The 26,847-nt window shown below is 64.6% G+C and carries 25 protein-coding genes; 10 read left to right on the forward strand and 15 right to left on the reverse strand.

Going from position 1 to position 26,847, the window contains the following annotated elements; genetic code table 11:
* Window positions 1-129: 129 nt before the first annotated feature.
* From JOD97_RS28325 to ugpQ, 6 genes are all read right to left on the reverse strand, one after another.
* Window positions 130-1,920: an acyl-CoA dehydrogenase gene (locus tag JOD97_RS28325; protein WP_209725958.1), complete on the reverse strand. Its 1,791-nt coding sequence runs from the start codon at window positions 1,918-1,920 to the stop codon at window positions 130-132.
* A 75-nt stretch (window positions 1,921-1,995) separates the two neighbouring features.
* Complete coding sequence (locus JOD97_RS28330) at window positions 1,996-2,928, reverse strand: electron transfer flavoprotein subunit alpha/FixB family protein (protein ID WP_209725960.1); 933 nt, start codon at window positions 2,926-2,928, stop codon at window positions 1,996-1,998.
* A gap of 10 nt (window positions 2,929-2,938) precedes the next feature.
* A complete protein-coding gene (locus JOD97_RS28335) occupies window positions 2,939-3,688 on the reverse strand; it encodes an electron transfer flavoprotein subunit beta/FixA family protein (RefSeq protein ID WP_161084473.1) in 750 nt (249 codons plus the stop codon).
* Window positions 3,689-3,872: 184 nt separating this feature from the next.
* Window positions 3,873-4,130, reverse strand: a complete 258-nt coding sequence (locus JOD97_RS28340; RefSeq protein ID WP_373999957.1) for a sulfurtransferase TusA family protein — start codon at window positions 4,128-4,130, stop codon at window positions 3,873-3,875.
* Window positions 4,131-4,353: 223 nt separating this feature from the next.
* A complete protein-coding gene (alaS, locus tag JOD97_RS28345; protein WP_209725962.1) occupies window positions 4,354-6,972 on the reverse strand; it encodes an alanine--tRNA ligase in 2,619 nt (872 codons plus the stop codon).
* A gap of 76 nt (window positions 6,973-7,048) precedes the next feature.
* Window positions 7,049-7,801 (reverse strand): glycerophosphodiester phosphodiesterase, encoded by a 753-nt coding sequence (gene ugpQ / locus JOD97_RS28350; protein WP_209725964.1) that lies wholly within the window; start codon window positions 7,799-7,801, stop codon window positions 7,049-7,051.
* Between the two features lie 184 nt (window positions 7,802-7,985).
* Here ugpQ and JOD97_RS28355 point away from each other — a divergent pair, with 184 nt between their 5' ends.
* Window positions 7,986-9,221 carry a CaiB/BaiF CoA-transferase family protein gene (locus JOD97_RS28355; RefSeq protein WP_209725966.1) on the forward strand — a complete coding sequence of 412 codons (1,236 nt, stop codon included), beginning with the start codon at window positions 7,986-7,988 and terminating at the stop codon, window positions 9,219-9,221.
* Between the two features lie 2 nt (window positions 9,222-9,223).
* Window positions 9,224-9,679, forward strand: a complete 456-nt coding sequence (locus JOD97_RS28360; protein WP_209725968.1) for a GNAT family N-acetyltransferase — start codon at window positions 9,224-9,226, stop codon at window positions 9,677-9,679.
* A 20-nt stretch (window positions 9,680-9,699) separates the two neighbouring features.
* On the opposite strand, the gene JOD97_RS28365 is transcribed toward JOD97_RS28360, so the two are convergent.
* Window positions 9,700-10,029 (reverse strand): hypothetical protein, encoded by a 330-nt coding sequence (locus tag JOD97_RS28365; protein ID WP_209725970.1) that lies wholly within the window; start codon window positions 10,027-10,029, stop codon window positions 9,700-9,702.
* Between the two features lie 223 nt (window positions 10,030-10,252).
* Here JOD97_RS28365 and JOD97_RS28370 point away from each other — a divergent pair, with 223 nt between their 5' ends.
* Both JOD97_RS28370 and JOD97_RS28375 read left to right on the forward strand, forming a co-directional pair.
* Entirely contained in the window at window positions 10,253-13,537 is a 3,285-nt protein-coding gene (locus JOD97_RS28370) for an EAL domain-containing protein (RefSeq protein WP_209725972.1), read from the forward strand.
* A 72-nt stretch (window positions 13,538-13,609) separates the two neighbouring features.
* Complete coding sequence (locus tag JOD97_RS28375; RefSeq protein WP_209725974.1) at window positions 13,610-14,254, forward strand: hypothetical protein; 645 nt, start codon at window positions 13,610-13,612, stop codon at window positions 14,252-14,254.
* Here the strand turns inward: JOD97_RS28375 and JOD97_RS28380 are convergent, their stop codons facing one another.
* The gene (locus JOD97_RS28380; RefSeq protein ID WP_209725976.1) at window positions 14,255-15,514 is read right to left on the reverse strand and encodes an MFS transporter; all 1,260 of its coding nucleotides are present in this window, start codon (window positions 15,512-15,514) and stop codon (window positions 14,255-14,257) included.
* 114 nt (window positions 15,515-15,628) lie between these two features.
* Between JOD97_RS28380 and JOD97_RS28385 the strand changes: the two genes are divergently transcribed.
* Window positions 15,629-16,540: a LysR family transcriptional regulator gene (locus JOD97_RS28385; RefSeq protein ID WP_209725978.1), complete on the forward strand. Its 912-nt coding sequence runs from the start codon at window positions 15,629-15,631 to the stop codon at window positions 16,538-16,540.
* Between the two features lie 57 nt (window positions 16,541-16,597).
* Here the strand turns inward: JOD97_RS28385 and JOD97_RS28390 are convergent, their stop codons facing one another.
* From JOD97_RS28390 to JOD97_RS28405, 4 genes are all read right to left on the reverse strand, one after another.
* A complete protein-coding gene (locus JOD97_RS28390) occupies window positions 16,598-17,470 on the reverse strand; it encodes a hypothetical protein (protein WP_209725980.1) in 873 nt (290 codons plus the stop codon).
* A 14-nt stretch (window positions 17,471-17,484) separates the two neighbouring features.
* On the reverse strand, window positions 17,485-18,264 hold the full coding sequence (locus tag JOD97_RS28395) for a hypothetical protein (RefSeq protein ID WP_209725982.1): 780 nt from the start codon (window positions 18,262-18,264) through the stop codon (window positions 17,485-17,487).
* Window positions 18,265-18,267: 3 nt separating this feature from the next.
* The gene (locus JOD97_RS28400) at window positions 18,268-18,765 is read right to left on the reverse strand and encodes a hypothetical protein (protein ID WP_209725984.1); all 498 of its coding nucleotides are present in this window, start codon (window positions 18,763-18,765) and stop codon (window positions 18,268-18,270) included.
* Between the two features lie 114 nt (window positions 18,766-18,879).
* The gene (locus tag JOD97_RS28405; RefSeq protein WP_209725986.1) at window positions 18,880-19,173 is read right to left on the reverse strand and encodes a DnaJ domain-containing protein; all 294 of its coding nucleotides are present in this window, start codon (window positions 19,171-19,173) and stop codon (window positions 18,880-18,882) included.
* Between the two features lie 164 nt (window positions 19,174-19,337).
* On the opposite strand from JOD97_RS28405, the gene JOD97_RS28410 reads away from it, so the two are divergent.
* The 4 genes from JOD97_RS28410 (at window position 19,338) to JOD97_RS28425 (ending at window position 24,512) form a co-directional block, all read left to right on the forward strand.
* Window positions 19,338-21,104 carry a glutamine--tRNA ligase/YqeY domain fusion protein gene (locus tag JOD97_RS28410; RefSeq protein ID WP_209725988.1) on the forward strand — a complete coding sequence of 589 codons (1,767 nt, stop codon included), beginning with the start codon at window positions 19,338-19,340 and terminating at the stop codon, window positions 21,102-21,104.
* A gap of 208 nt (window positions 21,105-21,312) precedes the next feature.
* Window positions 21,313-23,142: a CHASE domain-containing protein gene (locus JOD97_RS28415; protein WP_229264790.1), complete on the forward strand. Its 1,830-nt coding sequence runs from the start codon at window positions 21,313-21,315 to the stop codon at window positions 23,140-23,142.
* A gap of 161 nt (window positions 23,143-23,303) precedes the next feature.
* On the forward strand, window positions 23,304-24,119 hold the full coding sequence (locus tag JOD97_RS28420) for a glycine-rich domain-containing protein-like (RefSeq protein WP_209725992.1): 816 nt from the start codon (window positions 23,304-23,306) through the stop codon (window positions 24,117-24,119).
* A 192-nt stretch (window positions 24,120-24,311) separates the two neighbouring features.
* Entirely contained in the window at window positions 24,312-24,512 is a 201-nt protein-coding gene (locus JOD97_RS28425; protein WP_209725994.1) for a hypothetical protein, read from the forward strand.
* 96 nt (window positions 24,513-24,608) lie between these two features.
* Here the strand turns inward: JOD97_RS28425 and JOD97_RS28430 are convergent, their stop codons facing one another.
* Together JOD97_RS28430 and JOD97_RS28435 are read right to left on the reverse strand one after the other, a co-directional pair.
* A complete protein-coding gene (locus JOD97_RS28430) occupies window positions 24,609-24,848 on the reverse strand; it encodes a hypothetical protein (RefSeq protein ID WP_209725996.1) in 240 nt (79 codons plus the stop codon).
* Between the two features lie 268 nt (window positions 24,849-25,116).
* Window positions 25,117-25,362 carry a hypothetical protein gene (locus JOD97_RS28435; RefSeq protein WP_209725998.1) on the reverse strand — a complete coding sequence of 82 codons (246 nt, stop codon included), beginning with the start codon at window positions 25,360-25,362 and terminating at the stop codon, window positions 25,117-25,119.
* 281 nt (window positions 25,363-25,643) lie between these two features.
* On the opposite strand from JOD97_RS28435, the gene JOD97_RS28440 reads away from it, so the two are divergent.
* A complete protein-coding gene (locus JOD97_RS28440; RefSeq protein ID WP_209726000.1) occupies window positions 25,644-25,895 on the forward strand; it encodes a hypothetical protein in 252 nt (83 codons plus the stop codon).
* A gap of 40 nt (window positions 25,896-25,935) precedes the next feature.
* Here JOD97_RS28440 and JOD97_RS28445 read toward each other — a convergent pair whose 3' ends face one another.
* Window positions 25,936-26,838, reverse strand: a complete 903-nt coding sequence (locus JOD97_RS28445) for an SDR family oxidoreductase (protein ID WP_229264791.1) — start codon at window positions 26,836-26,838, stop codon at window positions 25,936-25,938.
* Window positions 26,839-26,847 lie beyond the last annotated feature (9 nt).

The following is a 26,847-nucleotide window of genomic DNA, read 5'->3' on the forward strand; positions in this document are numbered from 1 at the left end:
ATCCCAGCGGTTCCACGTAGGGCGGATTAGGCGGAACGCCGTAATCCGCCATTGCATGAGCCATCGAAACGCACGCATGGCGGATTACGCTACGCTAATCCGCCCTACGTGTTTTAGAGGTCGCCGATACTAGAACTGCTCCTCGCTCAGCGCCAGCACGCCGGCGCTGCCGTCGACGATGGCGGTGCGCAGACCCGACGATTGCGACAGGATGTGGTCGGCGAAGAAGCGCGCGGTGGCGATCTTGGCTTTGTAGAAGGCGGCGTCGCCCTCCCCCGCGTCCAGTTTGCGCTGCGCGATCACGGCCGCGCGCGCCATCTGCCAGCCGCCCAGCACGATGCCGGCCAGCTTCAGGTACGGCACGCTGCCCGAGAACACGCCCTTGATGTCGCTCTTCATGTTGGCGACGACGTACTCGACCACCGCCTCCAGATCCTTGCTGCCAGCCGATAGCTGCGCCAGGATCGCCTTGCAGTCGGCCGAGCCGCCGGCCGCCAGTTCGGCTTCCGTCGCGCGCACCTGGGCGATGATGCCCTTGGCCACGGCGCCGCCGTCGCGCACCGTCTTGCGGCCGACCAGGTCGTTGGCCTGGATCGCCGTCGTGCCCTCGTAGATCGTCAGGATCTTGGCGTCGCGGTAGTGCTGCGCCGCGCCGGTCTCTTCGATGAAGCCCATGCCGCCGTGCACCTGCACGCCGTCGCGCGCGACGTCCTGCGACATCTCGGTCGACCAGCCCTTGATGATCGGCACCAGATATTCGTACACCGCCAGATTGGCCTTGCGCACGTCCGCGTCCGCGTGGCTGTGGGCGACGTCGCTGATGCCGGCGCCGACGTAGGCCAGCGCGCGCGCCGCCTCGGTCTGCGAGCGCATCGACATCAACATGCGGCGCACGTCCGGATGATGGATGATCGCCACCGGACCGGCCGAGCCGGCCAGATCGCGCGACTGCACGCGGTCCTTGGCGAACGCCACCGCCTTTTGGTAGGCGCGCTCGGCCAGGCCGATGCCCTGCAGGCCGACGCCGAAGCGCGCCGCGTTCATCATGATGAACATGTATTCCAGACCGCGGTTCTCCTCACCGACCAAGGTGCCGATGGCGCCGCCGTGGTCGCCGAATTGCAGCACGGCGGTCGGGCTGGCCTTGATGCCCAGCTTGTGTTCCAGCGAGACGCAGTGGGCGTCGTTGCGCGCGCCGATCGTGCCGTCGGCGTTGACCAGGAACTTCGGCACGATGAACAGCGAGATGCCCTTGACGCCGGCGGGCGCGTCCGGCGTGCGCGCCAGCACCAGGTGGACGATGTTCTCGGAAAAATCGTGCTCGCCGTAGGTGATGAAGATCTTGGTGCCGAACACTTTATAAGTGCCGTCGCCCTGCGGCACGGCGCGCGTGCGCACGGCCGCCAGGTCGGAGCCGGCTTGCGGCTCGGTCAGGTTCATGGTGCCGGTCCATTTGCCCGATACCAGGTTTTCCAGGTAGATGGCTTTCTGCTCGTCGCTGCCGGCCGTCAGCAGCGCTTCGATCGCGCCGTCCGACAACAGCGGGCAGAGCGCGAACGAGATGCTGCCGGCATTGAGCATTTCAATGCACGGCGTGGCCAGCAGCTTGGGCAAGCCCTGGCCGCCGAACTCCACCGGATGCTGCACACCCTGCCAGCCGGCCTCGCCGAACGCCTTGAAGGCTTCCTTGAAGCCTTTGGACGTGGTCACCTGGCCGTCGTGCCAATGGCTCGGCTCCTTGTCGCTCGGGTGGTTCAGCGGCGCGATGACGTTGCTGACGAATTTCGCGTTCTCTTCCAGGATGGCTTCGGCCGTGTCCGGGGTCGCGTCTTCATTGCCCGGCAGCGCGTTGACGCCGGCCAGGTCGGCCAGTTCGTTCATCACGAACAGCATGTCTTTCAGGGGTGCTTGATAGGGCATCTTATGTCTCCAAGAAAAAAGCCACGGCGATCCGGCGTACCGGATCAGCGTGGCTCGAGGTGCGGTCGGGCGGTATTAGCCCAGTTCCGACACCAGTTGCGGCACGATGTCGAACAGATCGCCAACGATGCCGTAATCGGCAACGGAGAAGATCGGCGCTTCAGGATCTTTGTTGATGGCGACGATGGTCTTCGAATCCTTCATGCCGGCCAAGTGCTGGATCGCACCGGAAATACCGACGGCGATGTACAAGGTTGGCGCGACGATCTTGCCGGTCTGGCCGACCTGCCAGTCGTTCGGCACGTAGCCGGCGTCGACGGCGGCGCGCGAGGCGCCCATGGCCGCGTTCAGCTTGTCGGCCAGCGGTTCCAGCACCTTGAAGGCATCTGCCGAGCCCATGCCGCGGCCACCGGAGACGATGATCTTGGCGGCGGTCAGCTCCGGACGGTCCGACTTGGCCAGCTCGCGGCCGACGAAGGTCGACTTGCCCGAATCGCCGACGGCGGCGACGGTCTCGGTGGCGGCCGAACCGCCAGTGGCGGCGGCGGCGTCGAAGCCGGTCGAACGCACGGTGATGACCTTGATCTTGTCCGACGATTGGACGTAGGCGATGGCGTTACCGGCGTAGATCGGACGCTCGAAGGTGTCGGGCGTATCGACCTTGGTGATTTCGGAAATCTGCGCCACGTCCAGCTTGGCGGCCACGCGCGGCAGGATGTTCTTGCCGTAGGCGGTGGCCGGCGCCAGGATGTGGCTGTACGAGCCTGCCAGCGCCAGCACCTGCTCGGCGACGTTCTCGGCCAGGCCGTCGGCGAAATGCGCGGCGTCGGCCACGATGACTTTCGACACACCGGCGATTTGCGCGGCAGCCGCGGCGGCGGCGCCGGCGTTCGAGCCGGCGACCAGCACGTGCACGTCGCCGCCGCACTGGGCGGCCGCGGTCACGGTGTGGAGGGTGCTGCCCTTCAGGCTAGCGTTGTCGTGTTCTGCGATGACTAATGCGACCATGATTGTTCCTTTAGATGACTTTGGCTTCGGTGCGCAGTTTCGCGACCAGGGTGGCGACGTCCGGGACCTTGATGCCGGCCGAGCGCTTGGCCGGCTCGACGACTTTCAGGGTTTTCAGGCGCGGGGTCACATCGACGCCCAGGTCTTCCGGCTTGGTCACGTCCAGCGGCTTTTTCTTCGCCTTCATGATGTTCGGCAGGGTCACATAGCGCGGCTCGTTCAGGCGCAGGTCGGTGGTGACGATCGCCGGCAAGGTCAGCGCCAGCGTTTCCAGGCCGCCGTCCACTTCGCGCGTGACGGTCACTTTGCCGTCTTCCAGCACCACTTTCGACGCGAACGTCGCTTGCGGCCAGCCCAGCAGCGCGGCCAGCATCTGGCCGGTCTGGTTGGAGTCGTCGTCGATCGCCTGCTTGCCCAGGATGATCAGCTGCGGCTGCTCCTTCTCGGCCAGCGCCTTGAGCAGCTTGGCGACGGCCAGCGGCTCCAGCTCGACCGCGGTCTCGACCAGGATGCCGCGGTCGGCGCCGATGGCCATGCCGGTACGCAGCGTTTCCTGGCACTGGGTCACGCCGCACGACACCGCCACCACCTCGGTGACCTTGCCGGCTTCCTTCAGGCGCATCGCCTCTTCCAGCGCGATCTCATCGAAAGGGTTCATCGACATTTTGACGTTAGCGATATCGACGCCAGTGCCGTCGGATTTGACGCGTACCTTGACGTTATAGTCGACCACGCGTTTGACGGGTACCAAGACTTTCATAGGTGTGCCTTTGGAAAATGTGTAAATGTTCGGGACTAAATGTGGACTAGATTATATGAGAAATCCGCCATGCACAAGAAATTAAAGCACGATCGTGCGATTTTTCGCTAGTAGAAACCGTCTAAAAAACTGATTCCTTAGACGGCGGTTCTACGGGGAAGAATACTGCGGGGATCGCTGGCGCTTATTTGCGCTGCATCAAAAAGACGAATTCACGGCCCGTTTGCACGTGGGACAGCAACGCATTGCCCGTTTGTTTGGCAAATGCCTGGAAATCGCGCACGGAACCGGGGTCGGTTGCCATGATGCGCAGCACTTCGCCGCTTTGTAGCTCGGACAAGGCCTTTTTAGCCTTAAGAATCGGCAGCGGGCAATTCAAGCCGCGCGCGTCGAGTTCTTTGTGGAATTCCATGATTTCGTTTTCAAGTATCGTGTCGGTCATCAAGAACCCGCTAGTTTGTTAAGCACTTTCGTCATACTACTCCAATTTGTAGCGGTTGACGCGCTGCACCAAAATAGTTCATTGTGCGTTGCAAGTTCGCAACGGGAACTTGCGATTTTACAATAAGTCTGCTTAAACAACTGCGGCCCGCGTTGACACGCGGGCCGCATTGGTGCTGCATTAAAGGCCTGGTTACAGATTGATAGCCGCTTGTACAGCGACCTTAAGCGCGCTCACCGACCCACGCGGCGACCCCCGCCAGCGCCGCCGGCAAGCCGCTCGGATCGGTGCCGCCGGCCTGCGCCATATCGGGGCGGCCACCGCCTTTTCCGCCCACTTGTTGTGCAACGAAGTTCACCAGCTCGCCCGCCTTGACCTTGGACGTGGCGTCCGCCGTCACGCCGGCGATCAGGCTGACCTTGCCGTCGGCGACGCTCGCCAGCACGATGGCGGCGGTCTTCAGCTTGTCCTTCAGCTTGTCCATGGTCTCGCGCAGGCGCGCCACGTCGGCGCCGTCCAGCGTTGCCGCCAGCACCTTGATGCCGTTGACGTCGACCGCTTGCGTGACCAGCTCGTCGCCCTGGCCCGAAGCCAGCTTCGACTTCAGCGCGGCCAGTTCCTTCTCCAGCGCCTTGACGTGGTCCTGCACCTGGCCGATACGCGCGGTCAAGTCTTCCGGGCTGGCCTTGAGCGCGGCGGCCGCTTCCAGCAGGCGGCGGTTCATCGACTGCACCAGCGCCAGCGCGCCCTCGCCGGTCACCGCCTCGACGCGGCGGATGCCGGCGGCCACGCCGCTTTCCGAGATGATCTTGAACAGGCCGATGTCGCCGGTGCGCTGCACGTGGACGCCGCCGCACAGCTCTTTCGACGAGCCGATGTCGAGCACGCGCACTTCGTCGCCGTACTTCTCGCCGAACAGCGCCATCGCGCCATGCTTGACGGCGTCGTCGAACGACATGTGCTGCGCCTTGGTCGCGTGGTTTTCCAGGATCTCCTTGTTGACCTTGGCTTCCACTTCGGCGATCTGCTCGGCCGTCAGCGGCGCGTTGTGGCTGAAGTCGAAACGGGTCTTGTCCGGATCGACCAGCGAACCTTTTTGCGCCACGTGGCCGCCCAGCACCTCGCGCAGCGCCTTGTGCATCAGGTGGGTCGCCGAGTGGTTGCGGATGGTGCGCGCGCGCTTGGCCTGGTCGACGTCGGCGCCGACCGCGTCGCCCACCTTCAGCGTACCGGCGGCCAAGGTGCCGTGGTGGCCGAACACGTCGGCCTGGATCTTGAGCGTGTCGTCGACGTTGAAGCGGGCGGCGCCGGCGCTGCCGGTGATGCTGCCCTGGTCACCCACCTGGCCGCCCGACTCGGCGTAGAACGGCGTGGTGTCGAGCACCACGATGCCGGACTGGCCGGCCGTCAGTTCCTGCACCGCCGTGCCGCCCGTGTACAGCGCCACGATCTTGCTGGTGGCGTGGCTCAGGTTGTCGTAGCCGACGAACTTGTTCTTCTCGCCCGAGTACTCGACCTTGCTGTCCTTGACCGATTTGCCGCCCTTGCGCGACAGCTCCTGGCTTTCCTTCAGCGCGGCGTCGTAGCCTTCCTGGTCGAAGCTGATGTTGCGTTCGCGGCAGATGTCGGCGGTCAGGTCCGGCGGGAAGCCGTAGGTCTCGTACAAGGTGAAGGCGGTGGCGCCGTCGATGCCGGTGCTGTCCTTGGCCAGTTGCGCCTCCAGCACTTTCATGCCGGTTTCCAAGGTCTCGCCGAAACGTTCTTCCTCGGCCTTCAACATCTGCGCCACGCGGTCCTTGGCTTCCTCCAGCTCCGGATAGGCGCCGCCCATCTCGATCGCCAGGTCGGCCACCAGCTTGTAGAAGAACGGCTTGGTCTGGCCCAGCTTGTGGCCGTGGCGCAGCGCGCGGCGGATGATGCGGCGCAGGACGTAGGCGCGGCCTTCGCTGCCCGGAATCACGCCGTCGACGATCATGAACGCCGAGGCGCGGATGTGGTCGGCGATCACGCGCAGCGACTTGTTTTCCAGGTCGGTGGCGCCGGTTTCGCGCGCGGCGGCCTTGATCAGCGCCTGGAACAGGTCGATCTCGTAGTTCGAATGCACGTGCTGCAGCACGGCGGCCAGGCGCTCCATGCCCATGCCGGTGTCGACGCACGGCTTCGGCAGCTTGTGCATCACGCCCGCTTCGTCGCGGTTGAACTGCATGAACACCAGGTTCCAGATTTCGATGAAGCGGTCGCCGTCCTCGTCCGGCGAGCCCGGCGGGCCGCCTGGAATGTCGGCGCCGTGGTCGTAGAAGATCTCGGTGCACGGGCCGCACGGGCCGGTGTCGGCCATCTGCCAGAAGTTATCCGACGCGTAGCGCGACCCCTTGTTGTCGCCGATGCGGATGATGCGCTCTTTCGGCACGCCCACTTCGTTGGCCCAGATGTCGTAGGCCTCGTCGTCTTCCATGTAGACGGTGACGGTCAGCTTGTCGGCCGGCAGGCCGTACACCTTGGTCAGCAGTTCCCAGGCGAAGTTGATGGCGTCGCGCTTGAAGTAGTCGCCGAAGCTGAAGTTGCCCAGCATTTCGAAGAAGGTGTGGTGGCGCGCGGTGTAGCCGACGTTTTCCAGATCGTTGTGCTTGCCGCCGGCGCGCACGCAGCGCTGCACCGACGTCGCGCGGGTGTACGGACGGCTGTCGGTGCCGGTGAAGACGTCCTTGAATTGCACCATGCCGCTGTTGGTCAGCAGCAAGGTCGGGTCGTTGCCAGGTACCAGGGAGCTGGAACGGACAATCGAATGACCCTTGGATTCAAAAAACTTGAGGAATTTCTCGCGGATTTCAGTTGATTTCATGTCGTGAGCAGGGTAGCTGGCAAATGCAAAGGGTTGATTATATATGACCCCGCCATGGGAATGGTTGCTAGCGGGGCTAGGCAAACCCCGGGCCGATCAAATCGATGCGGTCGGTGCAGAAGCCGTCGACGCCCCACGACAGGATCTCCCTGCCCCGCCCGGGGTCGTTGACGGTGTAGCAGAACAGCCCATAGCCGGCGGCCTTGATCGCCTGCGCCAGCTCCCGGGTCAGGTGCTTGTGGTTGGTGTGGATGGCGACCGCGCCCAGTTCCCTCGCCTGCGCCTGCCAGTCGTCCGGAATCCGGTCCAGCAGGTAGCCGCGCGGCAGGTCCGGCGCGGCGTCGCGGGCGGCGGCCAGCGCCTCGAAGCTGAACGACGACAGCAGCGGCACGGCGGCCGGGTCGCCGGCGGCGATCTCGTCGGCATAGCTGTCGCGCGTCACCCGGGCCACCCAGCGGCCCGTATCGGCCTCGAAGCCGTCGGCCGGCTTGATCTCCACGTTCATCCAGATGCGCTGCGCCTTGCAGTAATCGATGAATTGCGTGTAATACGGCACCGGTTCATGCTGGAATTGCGGGCCGAACCATGAGCCCGCGTCCATCCCGGCCAGATCGACGGCGTCGGTGCCCGGCACGCTTCCCCGCCCCGCCACCGTGCGGCCGAAGTCGGCGTCGTGCATGACCATGCCGATGCCGTCGCGCGACAGCATCACGTCGAACTCGACGGCGTGGAAACCGTAGGCCAGGCCGGCGCGCAGGCCGGCGACGGTGTTTTCCGGCGCCACGGTCCCGCCGCCGCGATGCGCAACAATTTTAGGGTATGGCCACATGATAAGTGCCTCCAACTGCCCGAACCCGCGTACCGGAGGGGTCGTACCCCATGCGGGGTAGCCCCCGGGCCAAGCGGGGTGCGGGGTAAAATTTTAGTGTTAAACCAACACCAACCCTATCACGAATGCGGCGCAGACACTACACTGGCGGCCTGATAGGATTACTCAAAAGGTTAGACATATCATGACAGCTCAAAAAGCGCTTAGCCATATCCGCGTGCTCGACCTGAGCCGGGTGCTGGCCGGACCGTGGTGCTCGCAGAATCTGGCCGACCTCGGCGCCGACGTCATCAAGATCGAACGGCCCGGCGCCGGCGACGACACGCGCGCCTGGGGCCCGCCGTACGCCAGGGACGCCGACGGCAACGACACCACCGAGGCCGCCTACTACCTGGCCGCCAACCGCGGCAAGCGCTCGGTGACGATGGACATCGCCAGCGCCGAGGGCCAGGCGCTGCTGCGCGAGCTGGTCAAGCATTGCGACGTGGTGCTGGAAAACTACAAGGTGGGCCAGCTCAAACGCTACGGCCTCGACTACGAATCGCTGAAGGCCATCAAGCCCGACCTGGTGTACTGCTCGGTGACCGGCTTCGGCCAGGACGGCCCGTACGCGCACCGCGCCGGCTACGATTTCCTGATCCAGGGCATGGGCGGGCTGATGTCGGTCACCGGCGAGCGCGACGACCTGCCCGGCGGCGGCCCGCAAAAAGCCGGCGTCGCGCTGACCGATTTGATGACCGGCATGTACGCCACCATCGCCATCCTCGCCGCGCTGACGCAGCGCGACCGCGACGGCAGCGGCCAGTACATCGACATGGCGCTGCTCGACGTGCAAGTGGCGATGCTGGCCAACATGGGCAGCAATTACCTCAACAGCGGCAAGCCGCCCAAGCGCTGGGGCAACGCGCATCCGAACATCGTGCCGTACCAAACCTTCGCCTGTTCGGACGGCTACATCATCGTCGCCACCGGCAACGACGGGCAATATCAAAAGTTCGTCGAAGTGGGCGGGCGCGGCGATCTGGCCTTGCACGAGCGCTACGCCACCAATCCGCTGCGCGTGAAGAACCGCGACGAGCTGGTGCCGCTGCTGGCGGCCATGGTGCAGGCGCGCAGCCGCGATTTCTGGATCGACCAGCTGGAGGCGGTCGGCGTGCCCTGCGGCCCGATCAACAACCTCGACGATGTCTACAAAAACCCGCAGGTGCTGGCGCGCGAACTGGTGATGGAAGTGCCGCATCCGACCGCCGGCAAGGTCAAGCTGGTGCGCAGCCCGATGCGCATGTCGGGCGCGCCGGCCGACGACGCGGCCACCTTGCCGCCGCCGCTGCTGGGCCAGCACACCGACGAAGTGCTGCGCGACTTGCTGGGCCACAGCGAGGCCGATATCGCCGCCCTGCGCAACAAAGGAGTTCTGTAAGCATGAGTAGCAACGTGACGTTGGAAGAAATTACGGGCCACAACTTCGAGGCCTTCATGGACATGGAGCTGCCCGACCATCAACGCGATTTTATCGCCAGCAATGCCTTTTCGATCGCGCAGGCCAAGTTCTACGCCGACTACATCCCGCGCGGCATTTACTGCGACGGCGAACCGGCCGGCTTTTTGCTGTACGACCGCCAGTCGAATGACAACCCGGGCGAATATGGCATCTACCGCTTCATGGTGGATTTCCCGCGCCAGGGCCAGGGCATAGGCCGGCGCGCGATGGCCTTGCTGCTCGATGAACTCAAGGCCAAGCCGGACGTCAGGCTGATCACGATCTGCTACAAGCCGGGCAACGCGACCGCGCGCAAGTTCTACCAAAGCTTCGGCTTCCAGGAGACCGGCCTGGACGAGATCGGCGAGATGATCGCCGAAATCAGGGTGGCGCAGTAACGCTGCCGCGTTCCCCCCCTTCAACGGAGGACATCCCGCTTCAACTCCATGATCTGCCCGTGCATCTGGCTGACGGAGCCCTTCATCTGCGCCGACAAGCGCGGAATGTTGGTGCACACCCGCTTGGCGCGCTCGGCCAGCGCTTCCATGTCGCGGATCAGCTTGCGGATGCGCTCGCCGTCCTGCGACAGCAAGATCTCGCGCGCCGTGTCCGACAAGCGGTCGACGCGCTGGATGCTGTCGCGCAGCTCGCTGGGAAGATCGGGCTCGGCGGAACTGGCCTGGGCGGCCTGGCCTATCGCTTGCTCAAGTAAATGGAACCGGTGCTCGATGTCGTTCGTTTGCAGCATGGTGGACTCCTCCTTCGTGGGATCGGGCACAGGCGTGCCAGTGCAGATTCGACTCACTGCCCCGGCGCCAGTTTCAAAGCCCGCGTCCGCCCGTTGACCCATGTCAGAACATGGTCAAACTCGTCCGCCTACTCCCGCATGATCCCGCATGAGTCAGCTGTGCACGCGCCGCCACCGGCATCTGTTAGTATTAATCAACAAAGCCCGCACCCTCAGAACGGACATGGACATCGACCAGTATTCAGCACACCTTCGCGGGACCGAACAGCAGCCGCCGGGCGGGGATCGCCAGCCGGGCCCGGCCGCCAGCGCCGAACATTTTTTCGCCCACAGCCCCTATTTCGCTTTTTCGATCGACGACGGCGGCACCCTGTTGTGGTGCAACGGCCACACCCGCGCCGCGCTGGGACCGCTGCCCGACAAGGCGCCGGCCGCCTCGCTGTACGCCACCTGGTCTGTGCCGATGCTCAAGGACGAGGCGCTGCCGACGGCGCGCGCGCGCGGCTACTGGCGCGGCGAGCTGGAGCTGGTCGGCGCCGGCGGCGTGCCGCACATGGTCACGCAGACGGTGGAATGGCGCCGCGCCACGCCGCAGCAGCCCGCGCATTACCTGTGCCTGTCGTATCCGCTCGACGACTACGACGTGTTCGAGTCGCGCCTGCGCTTCAAGCACCTGTTCGAGGCCCATCCGCAACCGATGTGGGTCTACAACCTGCAGACGCTGCAGTTCCTGGTGGTCAACGCCGCCGCCGTCGACCACTACGGCTACACGGAGGCCGAATTCCTGCGCATGACGATCATGGACATCCGCCCGCCCGAGGAGCACGCGCGGCTCGAGCGCAACCTGGCCGCCGCCCCCGCCAGGGGCGCCGAGCGGGCCGGCGTCTGGACCCACATCAAGCGCGACGGCAGCCATATCCATGTCGAGATCTCGTCGCATTCGGTCACCATCGCCGGCCATCCGGCCCGCTTCGTCGTGGTTCACGACGTCACCGAACAGCTGCGCATGGCGGCCGAGCTGCACGCCTCGCGCGAATTGAAAAACCTGGTCATCAACCACCTGCCGCACCAGATCTTCTGGAAGGGGCTCGACGGCAGCTACCTGGGCGGCAACGAGGTGTTCGCGCGCGCGGCCGGACTCGCTAGCACGTCGCAAGTGGCCGGCCGGCGCGACGAGCAACTGCCGTGGGCGCACAACGCCGAGGCCATCCGCGCCGAGGACCGCGCCATCGTCGCCAGCGGCCAGCCGCAACTGGACCGCCAGGACCACATGACCTGGGCCGACGGCTCGGTGCATTGGTACACGATCAACAAGCTGCCGTTCCACGACCAGCACGGCAACGTCATCGGCGTGCTCGGCACGATCGAGGATATCAGCGAGCGCAAACAGAACGAGATGATGCTGCAGCTGCGCGGGCGCGCGCTCGACGCCAGCGTCAACGCCATCGTCATCACCGCGCACGGCCCCGACGGCGACCTGATCGAGTACGCCAATCCCGCCTTCTCGCGCCTGTTCGGCCACAGCGGCGAGGACGCCCGCGGCCAACGCCTGGACCTGCTGCTCGGCCACGACCAGCACAGCGACGACGGCGAGGCGCTGCGCGCGGCGCTGCAGTCGCGCCAGGAGGTGACGATGCTGCTGGGCGCGCGCCACCGCGACGGCGCGCCGCTGTGGACCCAGCTGCACCTGGCGCCGGTGCACACCGGCGACGAGATCGGCCACCACGTCTGCGTGCTGACCGATATGACCGAAACCATCAACTACCAGGAACAGCTGGAACACCAGGCCAGCCACGACGCGCTGACCGGCCTGCCCAACCGCGCGCTGTTCGGCGACCGCATGGCCCAGGCCATCAGCTACGCCCAGCGCTACGGCCACAGCGTGTGGGTCGCGTTCATCGACCTCGACAACTTCAAGCTGGTCAACGACAGCGAGGGCCACCAGTCCGGCGACGAGCTGCTGTGCGCCGTCGGCGCGCGCCTGAGCGCCTGCCTGGACGCCGGCGACACCGTGGCCCGGCTCGGCGGCGACGAATTCCTGCTGCTCATGCCCGACGCCGACGGCCGCGCCATGTCGCTCCTGCTCGAGCGCGTGCTCGACGCGGTCAGCGCGCCGGTGGCGCTGGGCAAGCAATTGTTCACCGTCACCTGCAGCATCGGCGTCAGCGTCTACCCCAACGACGGCGCCGAGCCGCAGCAACTGCTCAAGCACGCCGACATCGCCATGTACCGCGCCAAGGAGGCCGGCCGCAACCAGATCCAGTTCTACGAGGCGGCCATGCACACCCGCATCGCCGAGCGCACGATGATCGAGGCCGAGCTGCGCCACGCGCTGCCGCGCAACGAGCTGAGCCTGCAATACCAGCCCAAGGTCGACCTGCGCAGCGGCGCCGTGGTGGGCATGGAGGCGCTGCTGCGCTGGCACCATCCGAGCATGGGCATGGTGTCGCCGGCGCGCTTCATCGGCGTGGCCGAGGAGACCGGCATGATCGTGGCGATCGGCCGCTGGGTGCTGCGCCAGGCCTGCGCGCAGAACAAGGCCTGGCAGGATGCCGGCCTGACGCCGCTGCGGGTGGCGGTCAACCTGTCGGCGCGCCAGTTCCGCGATCCGGCGCTGGCCGGCGAGGTCGTCGCGGCGCTGACCGACAGCGGCCTGGAGGCGCAATACCTCGAGCTGGAACTGACCGAGAGCCTGATGATGCACAACGTCGGCGCGGCGGTCGAGGTGGTCGAGCAGCTCAAGCGGCTCGATATCGCGCTGTCGATCGACGACTTCGGCACCGGCTATTCGAGCCTGGCCTACCTGAAGCAGTTCCCGGTCGACTATTTGAAGATCGACCAATCCTTCACGCGCGAGATGCTGACCGAGCCGAAGGTGGCGGCGATCGTGCGCTCGGTGCTGGCGCTGGGCCACAGCCTGGGCTTCAAGGTGATCGCCGAAGGCGTGGAAACCGAGGCGCAACTGGCCTACCTGCGGCGCCATGGCTGCGACGAGATGCAGGGATATTTCTTCAGCCGGCCGCTGGTGCCGGACGACTTCGCCGAGCTGCTGCGCCAGGAACGCGGCCTGGCGCCGCGCCCGAGCGACGCGGCGCGCGGACAGCAAACCCTGCTGCTGCTGGACGACGAACCGTCGATCCGCGCGTCGCTCAAGCGCCTGTTCCGGGTCGACGGCTACCATATCCTGAGCGCCGAGACGGCCGAGCAGGCGTTCGACCTGCTGGCCATGCACGAGGTGCAGGTGGTCATCAGCGACCAGCGCATGCCGGGCATGAACGGCACCGAGTTCCTCAGCCGCGTCAAGAACATGTATCCGCGGACGATACGCATCATCCTGTCCGGTTTCGCCGACCTCGAATCGGTGCTCAACGCAATCAACCGCGGCGAGATCTACCGCTTCTACACCAAGCCGTGGGACGACCAGACCCTGCGCGACAACATACAGGAAGCGTTCGCCTACCACGGGCTGCTGCACGCCGCCGACGACCAGCAGGACCCGCCGCCCTAGCCCGTGGGGCGCGCGCGGCGATACTTGCAATAAAGATAAACCGCGCGCGCCGGCCCGGGTACAATCCCGGCCATGAACATACGACGCCCAGGCCATTACGCCGGCTTGCTTCTAACGGCACTGGCGCACTGTGCGGCCATTTATTTTTTGCTGCAAAACCAGCGCCTGACCCGGACGCCACGCGCGCCGCGCGACGCCATCCAATGGCTGTTGCCGATGCCGACCACGCCAACGCCGCGCGCGGCGGCGCCGAAGCCGGCGCCGCCGCCGGTGCGCCTGAAAACCCCGCCGGCCGCGCCCAACCGGTCGTTACCGGTGGCCGAACCGGCCGCGCCGGCGCCCGCCGCCGACAGCGCACCGCCCTACGATCCCTTCGCCCAAACGACGGCGACGACAGCGCCGGCGGCACCCGGCGCCGCCGACATCCTGGCGCAAGCCCGGCTCGACGCCGGCAAGATCGATCGGGAATTGCGCAAGACCTTCCCCGTCGCCGAGCCGCTGCCGCCGCCCGACAGCAAACAGGCCCGGCTGCAACGCGGCTTCGACGCCGCCCACGACGCGGTGCCGCCGAAATGGTATCAGGGCGCGAGAATGGTGGAACTGGGCACGCCGGACGGCGAGAACAAAACCCGCACCTACAAGATCATCACCGCGTTCGTGACCTACTGCATCAACATCCGCCCGGACGGCAAGAAGTCGTACACCAACTGCCCCTAATCATTTTTCCGCCTGGCCCAGCGGCGCCAGGCGGCGCAGGCGCCACGCCACCAGCATCGCCAGCGACAGCGCCAGGCCCAGCACCATGACCACGCCGGGCCAGCCGCCGCGCCCCCACATGACGCCGGTGGCCGAACCGATCACGCTCGATCCCAGGTAATAGAAGAACAGGTACAGCGCCGACGCCAGCGCCTTGCCGGTGGTGGCGCGCCGCCCGACCCAGCTGCTGGCCACCGAGTGGGTGGCAAAGAATCCATAGGTGAACAGCGCCACGCCCAGCACGATCAGCGGCAGCCAGTTCGACAAGGTCAGCAGCAAGCCGGCCAGCATCAGCGTCATCACCGCCCACAGCACGTGGCGGCGGCCGAAGCGGTCGGCCAGCCGCCCCGCCCAGACCGAACTGTAGATCCCCAGCAGGTACAGGAACGACACGGCCCCGACCAGGCTCTGGCTCAGCCCGAACGGCGCGCCCAGCAGGCGGTAGGCGATGTAGTTATACAGGCTGACGAACGCGCCCATCAGCAAGAAAGCCAGCGCGAACAGCCACGGCAGGCCCGGATCGGACAGGTGCAGCTTGAAACCCGACGCCATCGAGCGCCAGCCGCCGCCGGCCGGCACGAAATGGCGCGAGGCCGGCAGGCTGCGCCAGAATTCGGCCGCCGCCAGCACCCCGGCCACGCCGACCGCGCCCAGCGCCAGCCGCCACGAAAAGTGGTCGCTCAACACCGAGGTGATGACCCGTCCCGCCATGCCGCCGAAAGCGCTACCGCTAATATATAGACCCATCGACAGCCCCAGCGAGGTCGGCTCGATCTCCTCGCCCAGGTAGGCCATGGCGATGGCCGGCATGCCGCCCAGGGCGACGCCCAGCAGCACGCGCATCGCCAGCAGCTGCGGATAGCTGTGGGCGAACGCGCACAAGATCGTCATCAACGCGGCGACCGCCATCGCCGCCACCATCAGCGGCTTGCGGCCGAGCCGTTCCGACAGCGCGCTCGAGGCCACCAGCGACAAGGCCAGCGCGGCGGTCGACACCGACAGCACCATGCTGCTCTGCGCCGCGCTCAGCGCGAATTCGCGCGACAGCAACGGCATCAGCGGTTGCACGCAGTACAGCAGCGCGAAGCAGGAAAAGCCGCCGAAGAACAGCGCGCGGTTGCTACGGGTGAATTCGGCGCTGCCGGCGGCGATGCGCGGCGCGGCGACATACTGGGCCCGGGGCCCGGGCAGGGCTGAAGCTAAGGCTGTGCTTGAAGACATGGGGCGGTTCCAATGCAAAACGCGATGGTTTCATCTTAGGATTGCGCTGTATGGCTGTCCAATATATATTTAAGTCGTTAGTCATACTTTAAAACGATAACTGAGGACACCCGCGTGGAATTACGTCATTTGCGCTATTTCGTCGCCGTCGCCGAAGAGCTGAGCTTCACGCGCGCGGCCGAGCGTCTGCACATCGGCCAACCGCCGCTGAGCCACCAGATCCAGATGCTGGAAGCCGAAGTGGGCGCGCAGCTGCTGGAGCGCAGCAAACGCTGGGTGCGCTTGACCGAGGCGGGGAAATTGTTTCTGGACGATGCGCGGCGCGTGCTGTCGCTGTCGGAACAGGCGGTGCAGACGGCGCGCCGGGCCGAGCGCGGCGAAGCGGGCGAGTTGCGCGTCGGCTTCACGTTCTCGACGCCGCTGACGCCGCTGTTCGCGACCGTCATCAACCGCTACCGGCAGCGCTATCCGGGCGTCACGCTAACCTTGCAAGAGAGCTCGACCTTGGCGCAGATCACCGCGCTGGCCGACCGCGAGCTCGATCTGGGGCTGGTGCGGCCGCCGGAGTCGGCGCTGCCCGAGGCGGTGATGACGACCGAGCTGCGGCGCGATCCGCTGGTGATGGTGCTGCCGGAGGAGCATCCGCTGGCGGCCAGGGCCAGCTTGCGGATCAGCGATCTGGAGGGGCAGCCGCTTGTCATGTATCCGAAGACGGCCGGCACCGGCATTCATCCGCAGATTTTCCGGCTGTGCCGCGCGGCCGGGTTCGAGCCGACGATCGCCATGGAGGCCGGCGAGGCGTCGACGATGGCGGGGCTGGTGGCGGCGGGGTTCGGCATCGCGGTGTTGCCGAGTTCGTTCGACATCATCCGCCTGAGCGGCGTGCTGTACCGGCCGTTGGCCGATCCTGACGCCACCACGGCGCTGCTGCTGGCGCAGAGGAAGGACGAGATTTCGTCGCTGGTCGCGGCGTTCCGGGCGATCGCGCTGGAGGCGGCGCTGGAAAATCAAACCCATACCCCGTGAGAGGGGTCGTACCCCGAGGGGTACGACCCCGCAGCGTGGCGGGGTGCGGGTTAAACGCTACGAGTAATCGGCGTCCAGCTCCGAACCGGCGTAATTCTCCAACTCGGCGAACAAGGTCTTCATCGCCGTGCGTCCCTTGATGTGCTGGATCACGGTGCAGGTTTGGCGATAGCTGTCGATCCGGTCCAACAACACCGGATGATGCTGCACCGGCACCTTGGCCACCAGCGCCGCCCAGCCCTCCTCGTAGTCGGGCTTGTTCTTGCGCACCGATTTGACGAACCGCTCGAACTCCTTCTGCCCGGTGCGCGCCACCACCCTGCCCCCGCCCTCGATGGCGAAGATGATCGCCAGCGCGATCACGCCCTCGGCGTTCAGGTCCGTGTCGCTGACCGGGCCCTCGGTGTTGTGCCGCCGCAGCCATCCGGCCAGCCGCACGATCGCCTGCACCTCCTTGCGCTGCTTGAGCATGACGTCGTAGCGGTCCGCGCCGTTCCAGTTCTGGTTCGGATCGGTCTGGCACAGCTCGATGAACAGGTCGCGCAGCCGGCGCGCCGAATACACCGGATCGGTGTCGTACTCGCCGACCAGCGTATCCTCCGGCAAGGCCGACAACTCCTTGATCATCCGGAAGCCGATCTGGAACGCGTGCTCGGCGCCGTGCTCGACCAGGAAGTCGAGCGCGGCCAGGTCCGTCTCATGCGGAATCGCATGGTCGAGCCCCAGCGACACCCCGCCCACCGTCAACTGCAGCGCCTTCTGGATGCCCTCGGCGGTGCGGTCGTTGGTGAACTTTTCGGCCACCATGGCCGTGATGCCGGTCAGCTCGTCGGCCAGCGCGTAGGCGGCGTCGTCGTCCGGATGGGCGGCCAGTTGCTGGATCGCGCGCGTCAGGCGCGGCAAATTCTCTACTACTAATGCTGGCAGCATGGATCAAATTTCCATCACGAGAAAATGCCGGTGCCGACGCTGCGGCGCGAACCCGCCTTGGCGCTGCGCGTCGACGGCACCTGCTTGCGCAAGCGGTACAGCAATTCCTTGGTCGAACGCTGCAGGAAGGTCGGCTCCTCGTCCGGGTCGTCGCTGAACTCGGCGTCGGCCAGGTCGGCGCTGTGGCGGAACTCCGGGAACAGCTCGAACAGCGCGCGGTCCCAGCCGTCCTCGGACGCCTGCGCCAGCGCGATCGCCAGCGGCACGACGTCGTTGTCGGACGAGGTCTGGCCGGTCAGGTACGGCCCCTTCGAGATGATCTCGCCGGCCACCTCGAGGATTTCCTTGGGCGCCATCGAAAACAGGATGGCGAAAATGGTGGCGCCGTGGTCGGTCGCCGAGGCCGCCTGCAGCAGTTCGCTGCGGCGCTCCTCGTCGTCGGTCGAGAACACCACGCCGTGCACGTGCGCGAACAGCGATTCGGCGATGCGCTCCGGGTCGTCCTCGATCAGGTCGTCCTGCCAGGTGGCGGCGAAGAAGGCCAGGCTGTCGGCCCAGGCCTTGGGCGGCACCAGCAGCGTCGCCAGCGACATCTTGCCGCCGTCGAAGCCGGCCATGTGCAACGCCGTCACTTGCGGCGGGATGTTGCTGAGCACTTCCACCACCGCCAGGTCGCCGAACTGGTCGGCCGCTTCGGCGAAGGCTTGCTCGGCGTGGCCCAGCGAGCCGGCCAGCACCAGCTCGGTCACCTGCTTGCTCAGCGCGGGCAGGTTGCTTTTGTTTTCGTCGGACATGGTTTAATCCTCCTTGTCGAACATTTGGGCGAAGTCGTCGGTCGCGTTGTCTTCGTCCTCGATATCGTCGCCGTCGTCGTTGGCCGACAGTTGTTCCAGCGATTGGTCGTCGTCGTCCCACTTGCGCGGGTTTTTGTACAGGAAGGCGGTGATGATGGCCTGGCGCGCCAGGTCCGGCAGGTTTTCTTCCAGCGCCGCGTACATTTGTGCCGCCGCCTCGCCTTTGCACGAGGCCATCGAAAACACCCGCGCGGCGTCGCCGAACTCGTAGTCCTGGGCTTCGGCCAGCAGGCCTTTCGGATCGCTGAACTCGAGGTGGTCGACCAGCGCGAAGGCCAGCATGTTGACATCTTCGATGCCGCCGCCGGCGGCGTACTCCGACACCAGCGCGTCGATCATGCGCTGGTAGTTCTTGCGGTCGGGCGGGTCGCCCAGAATGCCTTCGATCTGGCCTTCCAGTTCGCGCGATTGATAGGCGAATTCGGGGTGTACTTTTCTCATTGCTTGCTTTCGTTTTTTGATGCTGTGTATATTATGTTTGCGTCGCTGGCGGCGCTTGGCGGATTACGGCGTGCCGCCTAATCCGCCCTACGTGTTTCCGGGGTCACCTCGCTCTTACGCGGGGGGCAGGGTCGTGCCGTGCAGGTTGAACACCGAGCGCCATAACTGGTACGCTTCCGCTTCCGCGTCGATGATGATGCGGTGGTTGACGCTTTGGTTGTACTCTTCGCGCTTGACCGGGTCCGACAGGATCTCGTAGGCCTTGGTGATGCTCTTGAAGCGCGCCTCGGCGCCGGGCGCCTGGTTGCGGTCCGGGTGAAAACGCATCGCCAGCGAGCGATATACCTTTTTGATCTCGTCTTCGGTGGCGTTAGGCGCGATACCCAGCGTGTTGTAGTGATTTTCCATCTTGGAAACTCCGGGCCAGTGTGCCGAAACAATTAAAGACGAATTATACCCGCCGCGCCACCGGCGATCCCCGCCGGCCGCCGCGATGCGGCATTTCCCCTCAGCCCACGGAGGGGATACGGTAAAATGCCCTTACACGAACTCTTGCAAAGCCCACTTTTCAGATGAGCAACGAAAAAAACAGCACCGCGCCCGCCTTACCGTCCAACTTCCTGCGCGCCATCATCGATCACGACCAGGCCGCCGGCACCCACGTGCGCGCCGGCATGCCCAGCGTGATCACCCGCTTCCCGCCCGAGCCGAACGGCTATCTGCACATCGGCCACGCCAAGTCGATCTGCCTGAACTTCGGCCTGGCGCGCGACTACCAGGGCCGCTGCAACCTGCGCTTCGACGACACCAACCCGGCCAAGGAAGAGCAGGAATACGTCGACACCATCATCGACAGCGTCAAGTGGCTGGGCTTCGACTACGACTACCCGGCCGCCGACGGCGGCGTCGAGCACCATCTGCACTACGCCAGCGACTACTTCGACCAGCTGTACGCGATGGCCGAGTACCTGATCGAGCAAGGCTACGCCTACGTCGACAGCCAGTCGGCCGACGATATGGCGGCCAATCGCGGTAATTTCAACACGCCGGGCAAGAACTCGCCGTTCCGCGACCGTCCGCGCGCCGAATCGCTGCAAATCTTCCGCGACATGAAAGCCGGCAAGTACGCCGACGGCGAGCACATCCTGCGCGCCAGGATCAGCGACGACGCCATGGCCTCGCCCAACATGAACATGCGCGACCCGGCCATCTACCGCATCCGCCACGCGCACCACGTGCGCACCGGCGACGCCTGGTGCATCTACCCGATGTACGATTACACGCATCCGATCTCGGACGCGCTGGAAAACATCACCCATTCGCTGTGCACGCTGGAATTCCAGGACCACCGGCCGTTCTACGACTGGCTGCTCGAAACACTGGCCGAAGGTGGCTTCTTCACCTTGCCGCTGCCGCGCCAGTACGAATTCTCGCGCCTGAACCTGACCTATGTGGTCACCAGCAAGCGCAAGCTGCGCCAGCTGGTCGAGGACGGCATCGTCAGCGGCTGGGACGATCCGCGCATGCCGACCATCGTCGGCCTGCGCCGGCGCGGCTACACGCCCGAGGCGATCCAGCTGTTCTGCGAGCGCATCGGCGTGACCAAGTCCGACGGCTGGATCGACATGAGCACGCTCGAAGGCTGCCTGCGCGAGGACCTCGATCCGAAGGCGCCGCGCGCCACCGCCGTGCTGCGTCCGCTCAAGCTGATCATCGACAACTATCCGGAAAGCCTGAGCGAGGAATGCACGTCGCCGGTCCACCCGCACCATCCGGAAATGGGCGTGCGCACTTTCCCGATCACGCGCGAGCTGTGGATCGAGGAAGAGGACTTCATGGAAGTGCCGAGCAAGGGCTATTTCCGCTACTACCCGCCGATCGACGACAAGCCGGGCAGCCGGGTGCGCCTGCGCCACGGCTACGTGACCGAGTGCACCGGCTTCGACAAGGATGACAACGGCAAAGTCGTCGCGGTCCATGTCAATTACTTCCCGGACTCCAAATCGGGCACGCCCGGCTCGGACACCTACAAGGTCAAGGGCAACATCCACTGGGTGTCGGCCGCCACCGCCGTGCAGGCCGAGGTGCGCCTGTACGACCGCCTGTTCACCGACGCCCAGCCGGACGCCGGCGGCAAGGATTTCCTGTCGCTGCTTAACCCGAACGCCAAGGAAGTGGTCACCGCCTATCTGGAGCCGGGCATCAGCGCGGCGCTGCCGGACCAGCGCTTCCAGTTCGAGCGGCACGGCTACTTTGTCGCCGACCGCGTCGACTCGGCCCCGGGCAAACCGGTGTTCAATCGGATCGTGACGCTAAAAGACAGCTTCGTCGCTAAATAAGACACCAAGCCTGCACCGGACCGGCGCCCTCCCCTGGAGGCGCCGGTTTTTTTTCGGCCATTGCCGGGGAGTATGTTCAGGACAAATGGCATTTTTTTTAAAATTACTTGACTCGCATGAGTAATATTTTCTATATTCAAGCACGGTGGAAATCATGGAAGTTGCTTGAAAGGCAATCGTAATGGAGGTACTTCTCGCGCAGCGACAAATGTTTTCGCCGCCAAAATCCGTCTGGTGGGCGGGCATCATGCTGTCCCTGGGCGTCGGCGCGCTGTGCTATGTCGCCGCCTATAAAATGGTCGAGTACGACGCCGGCGAACGCTTCATGCACCAGGCGCGCAACGCCCAGTATCACATCAGCTCGCGCATCGACACCTATTCCGACGTGCTGCGCGCCACCGCCAGCTTCTTCGACGCCAGCGACCGCGTCGACCGCGAGGCCTTCCACCGCTTTGTGCGCGGACTGAAACTGGCCACCCAGTTCCCCGCCCTGGTCAGCATTAACTTCGCTCCATACATCACCGACGCCCAGCGCGAGGAGTTCGAAAAGATTTCGCGCCACAGCGGCGACGGCACGCCCAACGGCTATCCCGACTACGTCATCCAGCCGCCCGGGCGCCGCGCCGACTATTCGGTCATCACGATGATCGAACCGATCGCCGCGTTCCGCTGGCGGGTCGGCCTCGACATCACGCACAAGCCGGCGGTGGCGCAGGCGCTGGCCTACGCGCGCGACACGGGCGAGGTCAGCACGTCCGGCAAGCAGATCGACATGGACAGCTTCGGCCAGGGCGGCGGCATGGCGATCCGCCTGCCGCTGTACCGCAAGGATATGCCGCTGACTAACACCGAGGAACGCCGCGCCGCCTACAAGGGCTCGGTCGGCATCGGTTTCAGCGTGCCGCGCCTGGTGCAGCTGGCGATGGACCAGATGCAGGTGCGCGACGTGCGCCTGCGCCTGTACGACGGCGGCGAAAGCGGCGACCGATCGCCGGCCGCATCGCCGCCCAGCCTGTTGTTCGACAACAAGCTCAACAACGGCGACAACGTGCGTCCGGCCGACCAGTTCGCCATCGTGCTGCCGCTGATGTTCAACGGCCGCCAGTGGCATGCCCACTTCAGCGCCCCCAAGGCGGCCTGGTCCAGCCGCTTCGACCTGTTCCTGCCGTGGCTGGCCATGCTGGCCGGCTTCATCGGCTCGCTGCTGTTTTATTTGCTGATCCACACGCTGTCGTCGTCGCGCATGCGGGCCATCAAGATGGCCAAGGTCATGACCAAGGAATTGCGCGACAGCCAGGCCAAGCTGCAACAGTCGCACCACAAGCTGCGCCGGCTGGCCGCGCACGCCGACCAGATCAAGGAACAGGAACGCAAGCGCATCGCGCGCGAAATCCATGACGACCTGGGCCAGAACCTGCTGGTGCTGCGCATCGAGGCGGACATGCTGGCCACGCGCACCCGGCACCGCCACCCGCGCCTGCACGCGCGCGCCAAAAGCACGCTCAGCCAGATCGACAGCACGATCAAAAGCGTGCGCCACATCATCAACGACCTGCGTCCGAACGTGCTCGACCTGGGACTGAACGCCGCCGTCGAATGGCAGATCGCCCAGTTCCGCCAGCGCTCCGGCATGGTTTGCGAGCTGATCGAGCACCAGCGCGACATCCGCATCGACGACCATTGCGCCACGGCATTTTTCCGCGTGCTGCAGGAATCGCTGAGCAATATCGTCCAGCACGCGCACGCCAGCCTGGTGCGGGTGGAATTGCGTCAGGCCGGTGGCATGCTGAGCATGACCATCACCGACAACGGCGTCGGCATGCGGGCGAGCAACCGCAACAAGGTCGGCTCGTTCGGCCTGGTCGGCATCGAAGAGCGCATCAGCCTGTTAGGAGGCGTGTGCTCGATCATCGGCAGCCCCAACGCCGGCACCACGGTGGCCATTTCGGTGCCGATCGACCACGTACCGCCCCCCTCCAGCGACGATATCAACGATATCAAAGACGCCGGCCACCTGGCCGCCAACGTCGTCGCCTGATCCCCTCCGTTTTATCCCGCCGCCGACTAGGAAAAAGTCGGCGGCGTGTAGGAATTTCCTCATAAACATTGATAAATATCAAATAACAAGAAGCAAACTTAGGCAAAAATCAACTGGTCGCAATGTTTTTTAACCCGTTTCAACACAGAGGAGATGCCCCAATGAACGTCATCAACGCCCTGGATCTGGACCCCATCAAGGTCAAGCTGATGCACAAAGAATCCGGCGAAGGCTGGTCGCTGGAACGCGCCAACGCTGTCGAGTTCGAATATCGCCGATTCCTGACGCTGATGAAAAAGTACCCGAACGAACAGACTTCGCCATTGGTCGACGTCGACACGTTCTGGCACTACCACATCCTGGACACGATGAAATACGCCGCCGATTGCGAGACCGTGTTCGGCTACTTCCTGCACCACTTCCCGTATGTCGGCATGCGCGGCGAGGAAGACGAAGCGGCCCTGGCGCGCATCGGCCAGCGCATGAAGGAACTGTACGAAGCCGAGTTCGGCGAGCCGTATGCCCGTCCCGCCAAGCGCGCGTTCGAGGGCGCGACCCAAGCCAACGCCTTCTGCGGCGCGCCTGAAATGCAGGCCAACGCCTTCTGCGGCGCTCCGGAGAAGCAAGCCAACGCGTTCTGCGGCGCACCTGAAATGCAGGCAAACGCCTTCTGCGGCGCTCCCGAAAAGCAAGCCAATGCGTTCTGCGGCGCTCCGGAGAAGCAAGCGAACGCCTTCTGCGGCGCACCTGAAATGCAGGCAAACGCCTTCTGCGGCGCTCCGGAAAAGCAAGCCAATGCGTTCTGCGGCGCCCCCGAGAAGCAAGCGAACGCCTTCTGCGGCGCACCAGGCAAGCAAGCCAACGCCTTCTGCGGCGCTCCGGAGAAGCAAGCCAACGCCTTCTGCGGCGCACCGGAAAAGCAAGCCAAAGTACCGAACCAGCCCGGTCTCTTCGCCGAGCGTCCACGTCTGAGCTAAGGCGGCCACAAAAGCTGGCGTCATCTAAACCACGTAGGGCGGATTAGCGTAGCGTAATCCGCCATCTGCGCGCCGCCGACCACGCCCGCAACGCCTCCCCCGCTGGCACACACGCAACAAAAAGCAACACCAGCGGGCGGCGTGATTAAATAAGTGGCATACTCTGAACTCCACCGATGTTGGGAGCTCATCATGGCCGTCAATTCCGTCGCCTCAAACAACGCCGCAGTCCAATCGGCACCGCCGCCGCGCCAGCCGGAGCCGGTGCAAGCCGCGCCGAAACCCGCCGAACCCGCCGCGCCGCCGGCACCGCCGCCGCAGCAAGCAACACCGGCGCCCACCGTCAACACCAACGGTCAGCGTATCGGCACGACGATCAGCACGTCCGCCTAGGACTTGGCATCAAGACAACTAGCAAAACCGGACCCACCTAAGAAAACGGCGCGTTACCGAGAGGTGCGCGCCGTTGTCTTTTTGAGTGGTCGCCCGTCAGGCCGCCATCATTTCGCGCAGTTCGCGAATGCTGAAATCGCTGATCTCGTGCATACGGATCAGGATGGTCGCACCGATCGGCAGCGTGTTGTGACGGATTTTGCTGATCACGGGAGGGGCGACCTCCAGGGCACGCGACAAGGCTGCGTCGTTTTTCAACTGCAGCTTTTCGATGATGGCGTCCAGGACGCGGTTCGGATTGTAGGTTGGGGATGCGGTGATTTCTTTGATAGACATAATGTTTAAGTAGGTTCGTGGCCGCTTTGCAAAAAAACGACACATGGGTAAATAAAATTTTTAGCTCAATTACCAGTGAAGCACTACAAAACGCGAACGTTTATGCCGGTTTTTAGTGCTTAGCCGCGATAATACACGTTTTTGTTAACGAACGGCTAACCCGAGCTAGCTTTCTGTGAGATTTCGATAGATTTTACACCCATTTCTTATGCTAGGAAGAAATTTGTTGTAAAAAAAGGTATAAAACCTTGTAAAGATGGTGTCGGAGTCAGTTGTGGCGGCTCAAGCCGGAGGCCAGAAAGCACCATTCGACGGCCATCAGGGCGGCCAGTTGGGCAATGGTGCTGGGGAGGAATATCGTCGACGCGGCTCCTAAGTCGGCGCCGCTGGAGTCATAGCGCCAGCCCAGCTGACGGCGGATTTCCTCCGGCATCGGTGGCGGGTGGCGGGCACACTCACGCAGCTGCATGTAAGCGCGGACCTGCTCTTTAGTCGGATGCAAAGTGGCTGGCATACGCGAGCTCCTCTTGGAAATATAACGATATCGCATCAAGCGATGACTTGTTTGATTCGCGTCAAGCAAGTCATCTTGTTAGTTTGACATACAAAGCTGACGCCGGCCTTGCACTGGTATAAGTGTGAGTCTATTTTTACACCTTTTTTCGCACCGGCTCAAACCTGCGCAAGGCAGTTATGTGAGGCCGCCAACGCTCGGCGTGTTGCGGTCGTTTAGAATGACGCTTTTCCCGCCTCCGGCGGCACCGACAACCGCAATCCAACAACAAGAAGGCGCTCATGACCTACGAAGAATTTCTCGATGAGGTAACCACCCTGCTGCACGAGATTTACGATCTCGACGATGCCGCGGCGATCAAGCTGGTGGTCGACGCCCAGGCCGCCGATTATTTTGTCGCGCACGACGACAAGGAAGAGATGCGCACGCTCGAGCAGGCGAAAAAAGACGCCACCGCGCTGTACGAAGCCAAGCAGAACCGGAATCAGACGCAGCGCAAGCAACAGCAGCGCCGCGTGCAGCAAAAGAAATAAACCAACGCCACGCCCGGGCGGATCGGGCGATCCGCCGGCCTCACGTCGCCGCCAGCATCCCCGCCACCGTCGGATAGCGCAAGCGCACGCCGAGCTCGCGCTTGATGCGCCCGTTGCTCAACCTGCGCGATTCCGACATGAACGACAACAGCGCCGGGGTGATCACCTGTTGCAATTGAGCACGCGGCAAACGCGGCGGACGCGCCATCCCGAACGCGTCGGCCACCGCGTCGAAATACTCCGCCATCTTCATATCGCTGTCATCGACCGCGTGGTAGATACGGTTTGGCAAGCCTCTGAACAGCGCGCTGACGATGATCATGGCCAGGTCGTCGGCATGGATGTGGTTGGTGTACACGTCCTCGGCGGCCAGCAGCGCCGGTGTTCCCAGCTGCAAGCGCTTGATCGGCAGCCGCTCGGCCCCATAAATCCCCGGTACGCGCAGGATCGACAGCGCCGAACCGCTGCGCACGGCCCATCGCCGCAGCACGGCCTCGGCGTCGACCCGGCGCGTCGCCCGCGGGTTGCGCGGCGCCACCGGCCGGCTCTCGTCAAACAACGCTCCGCCACAATCGCCGTACACGCCGGTGGTACTGACATAAACCATGCGGCCTTGCTCAGGTAAAATGGCGGTCAGATTACGCGTGCGCCGGTCCAGCGCGCCCTCGGCCGGCGGCGGCGCCAGGTGCACGACATGGCGGGCCAGCCCGGCCAGGCGCCGCAGGCTGGCGGGATCGTCGAGATCGGCCACCAGCGGCACGGCGCCCAGCGCGCGCAATTCGGCGCGGCGCTCGGGCTGGCTGGTGGTGGCGAACACGCGGAAATGGCGCCGCAGCAGCGGCAGCAGCCGCATGCCGACGTCGCCGCAGCCGACGATCAGCAGACGCGGCCGGTTGAATGCGCGGGCGTGGGCGTTGTTATTGATTAGCTTGATGTTTTTCATCTGAAGGAT

Source organism: Duganella sp. 1411 (assembly GCF_017833525.1).
Classification (GTDB): domain Bacteria; phylum Pseudomonadota; class Gammaproteobacteria; order Burkholderiales; family Burkholderiaceae_D; genus Rugamonas.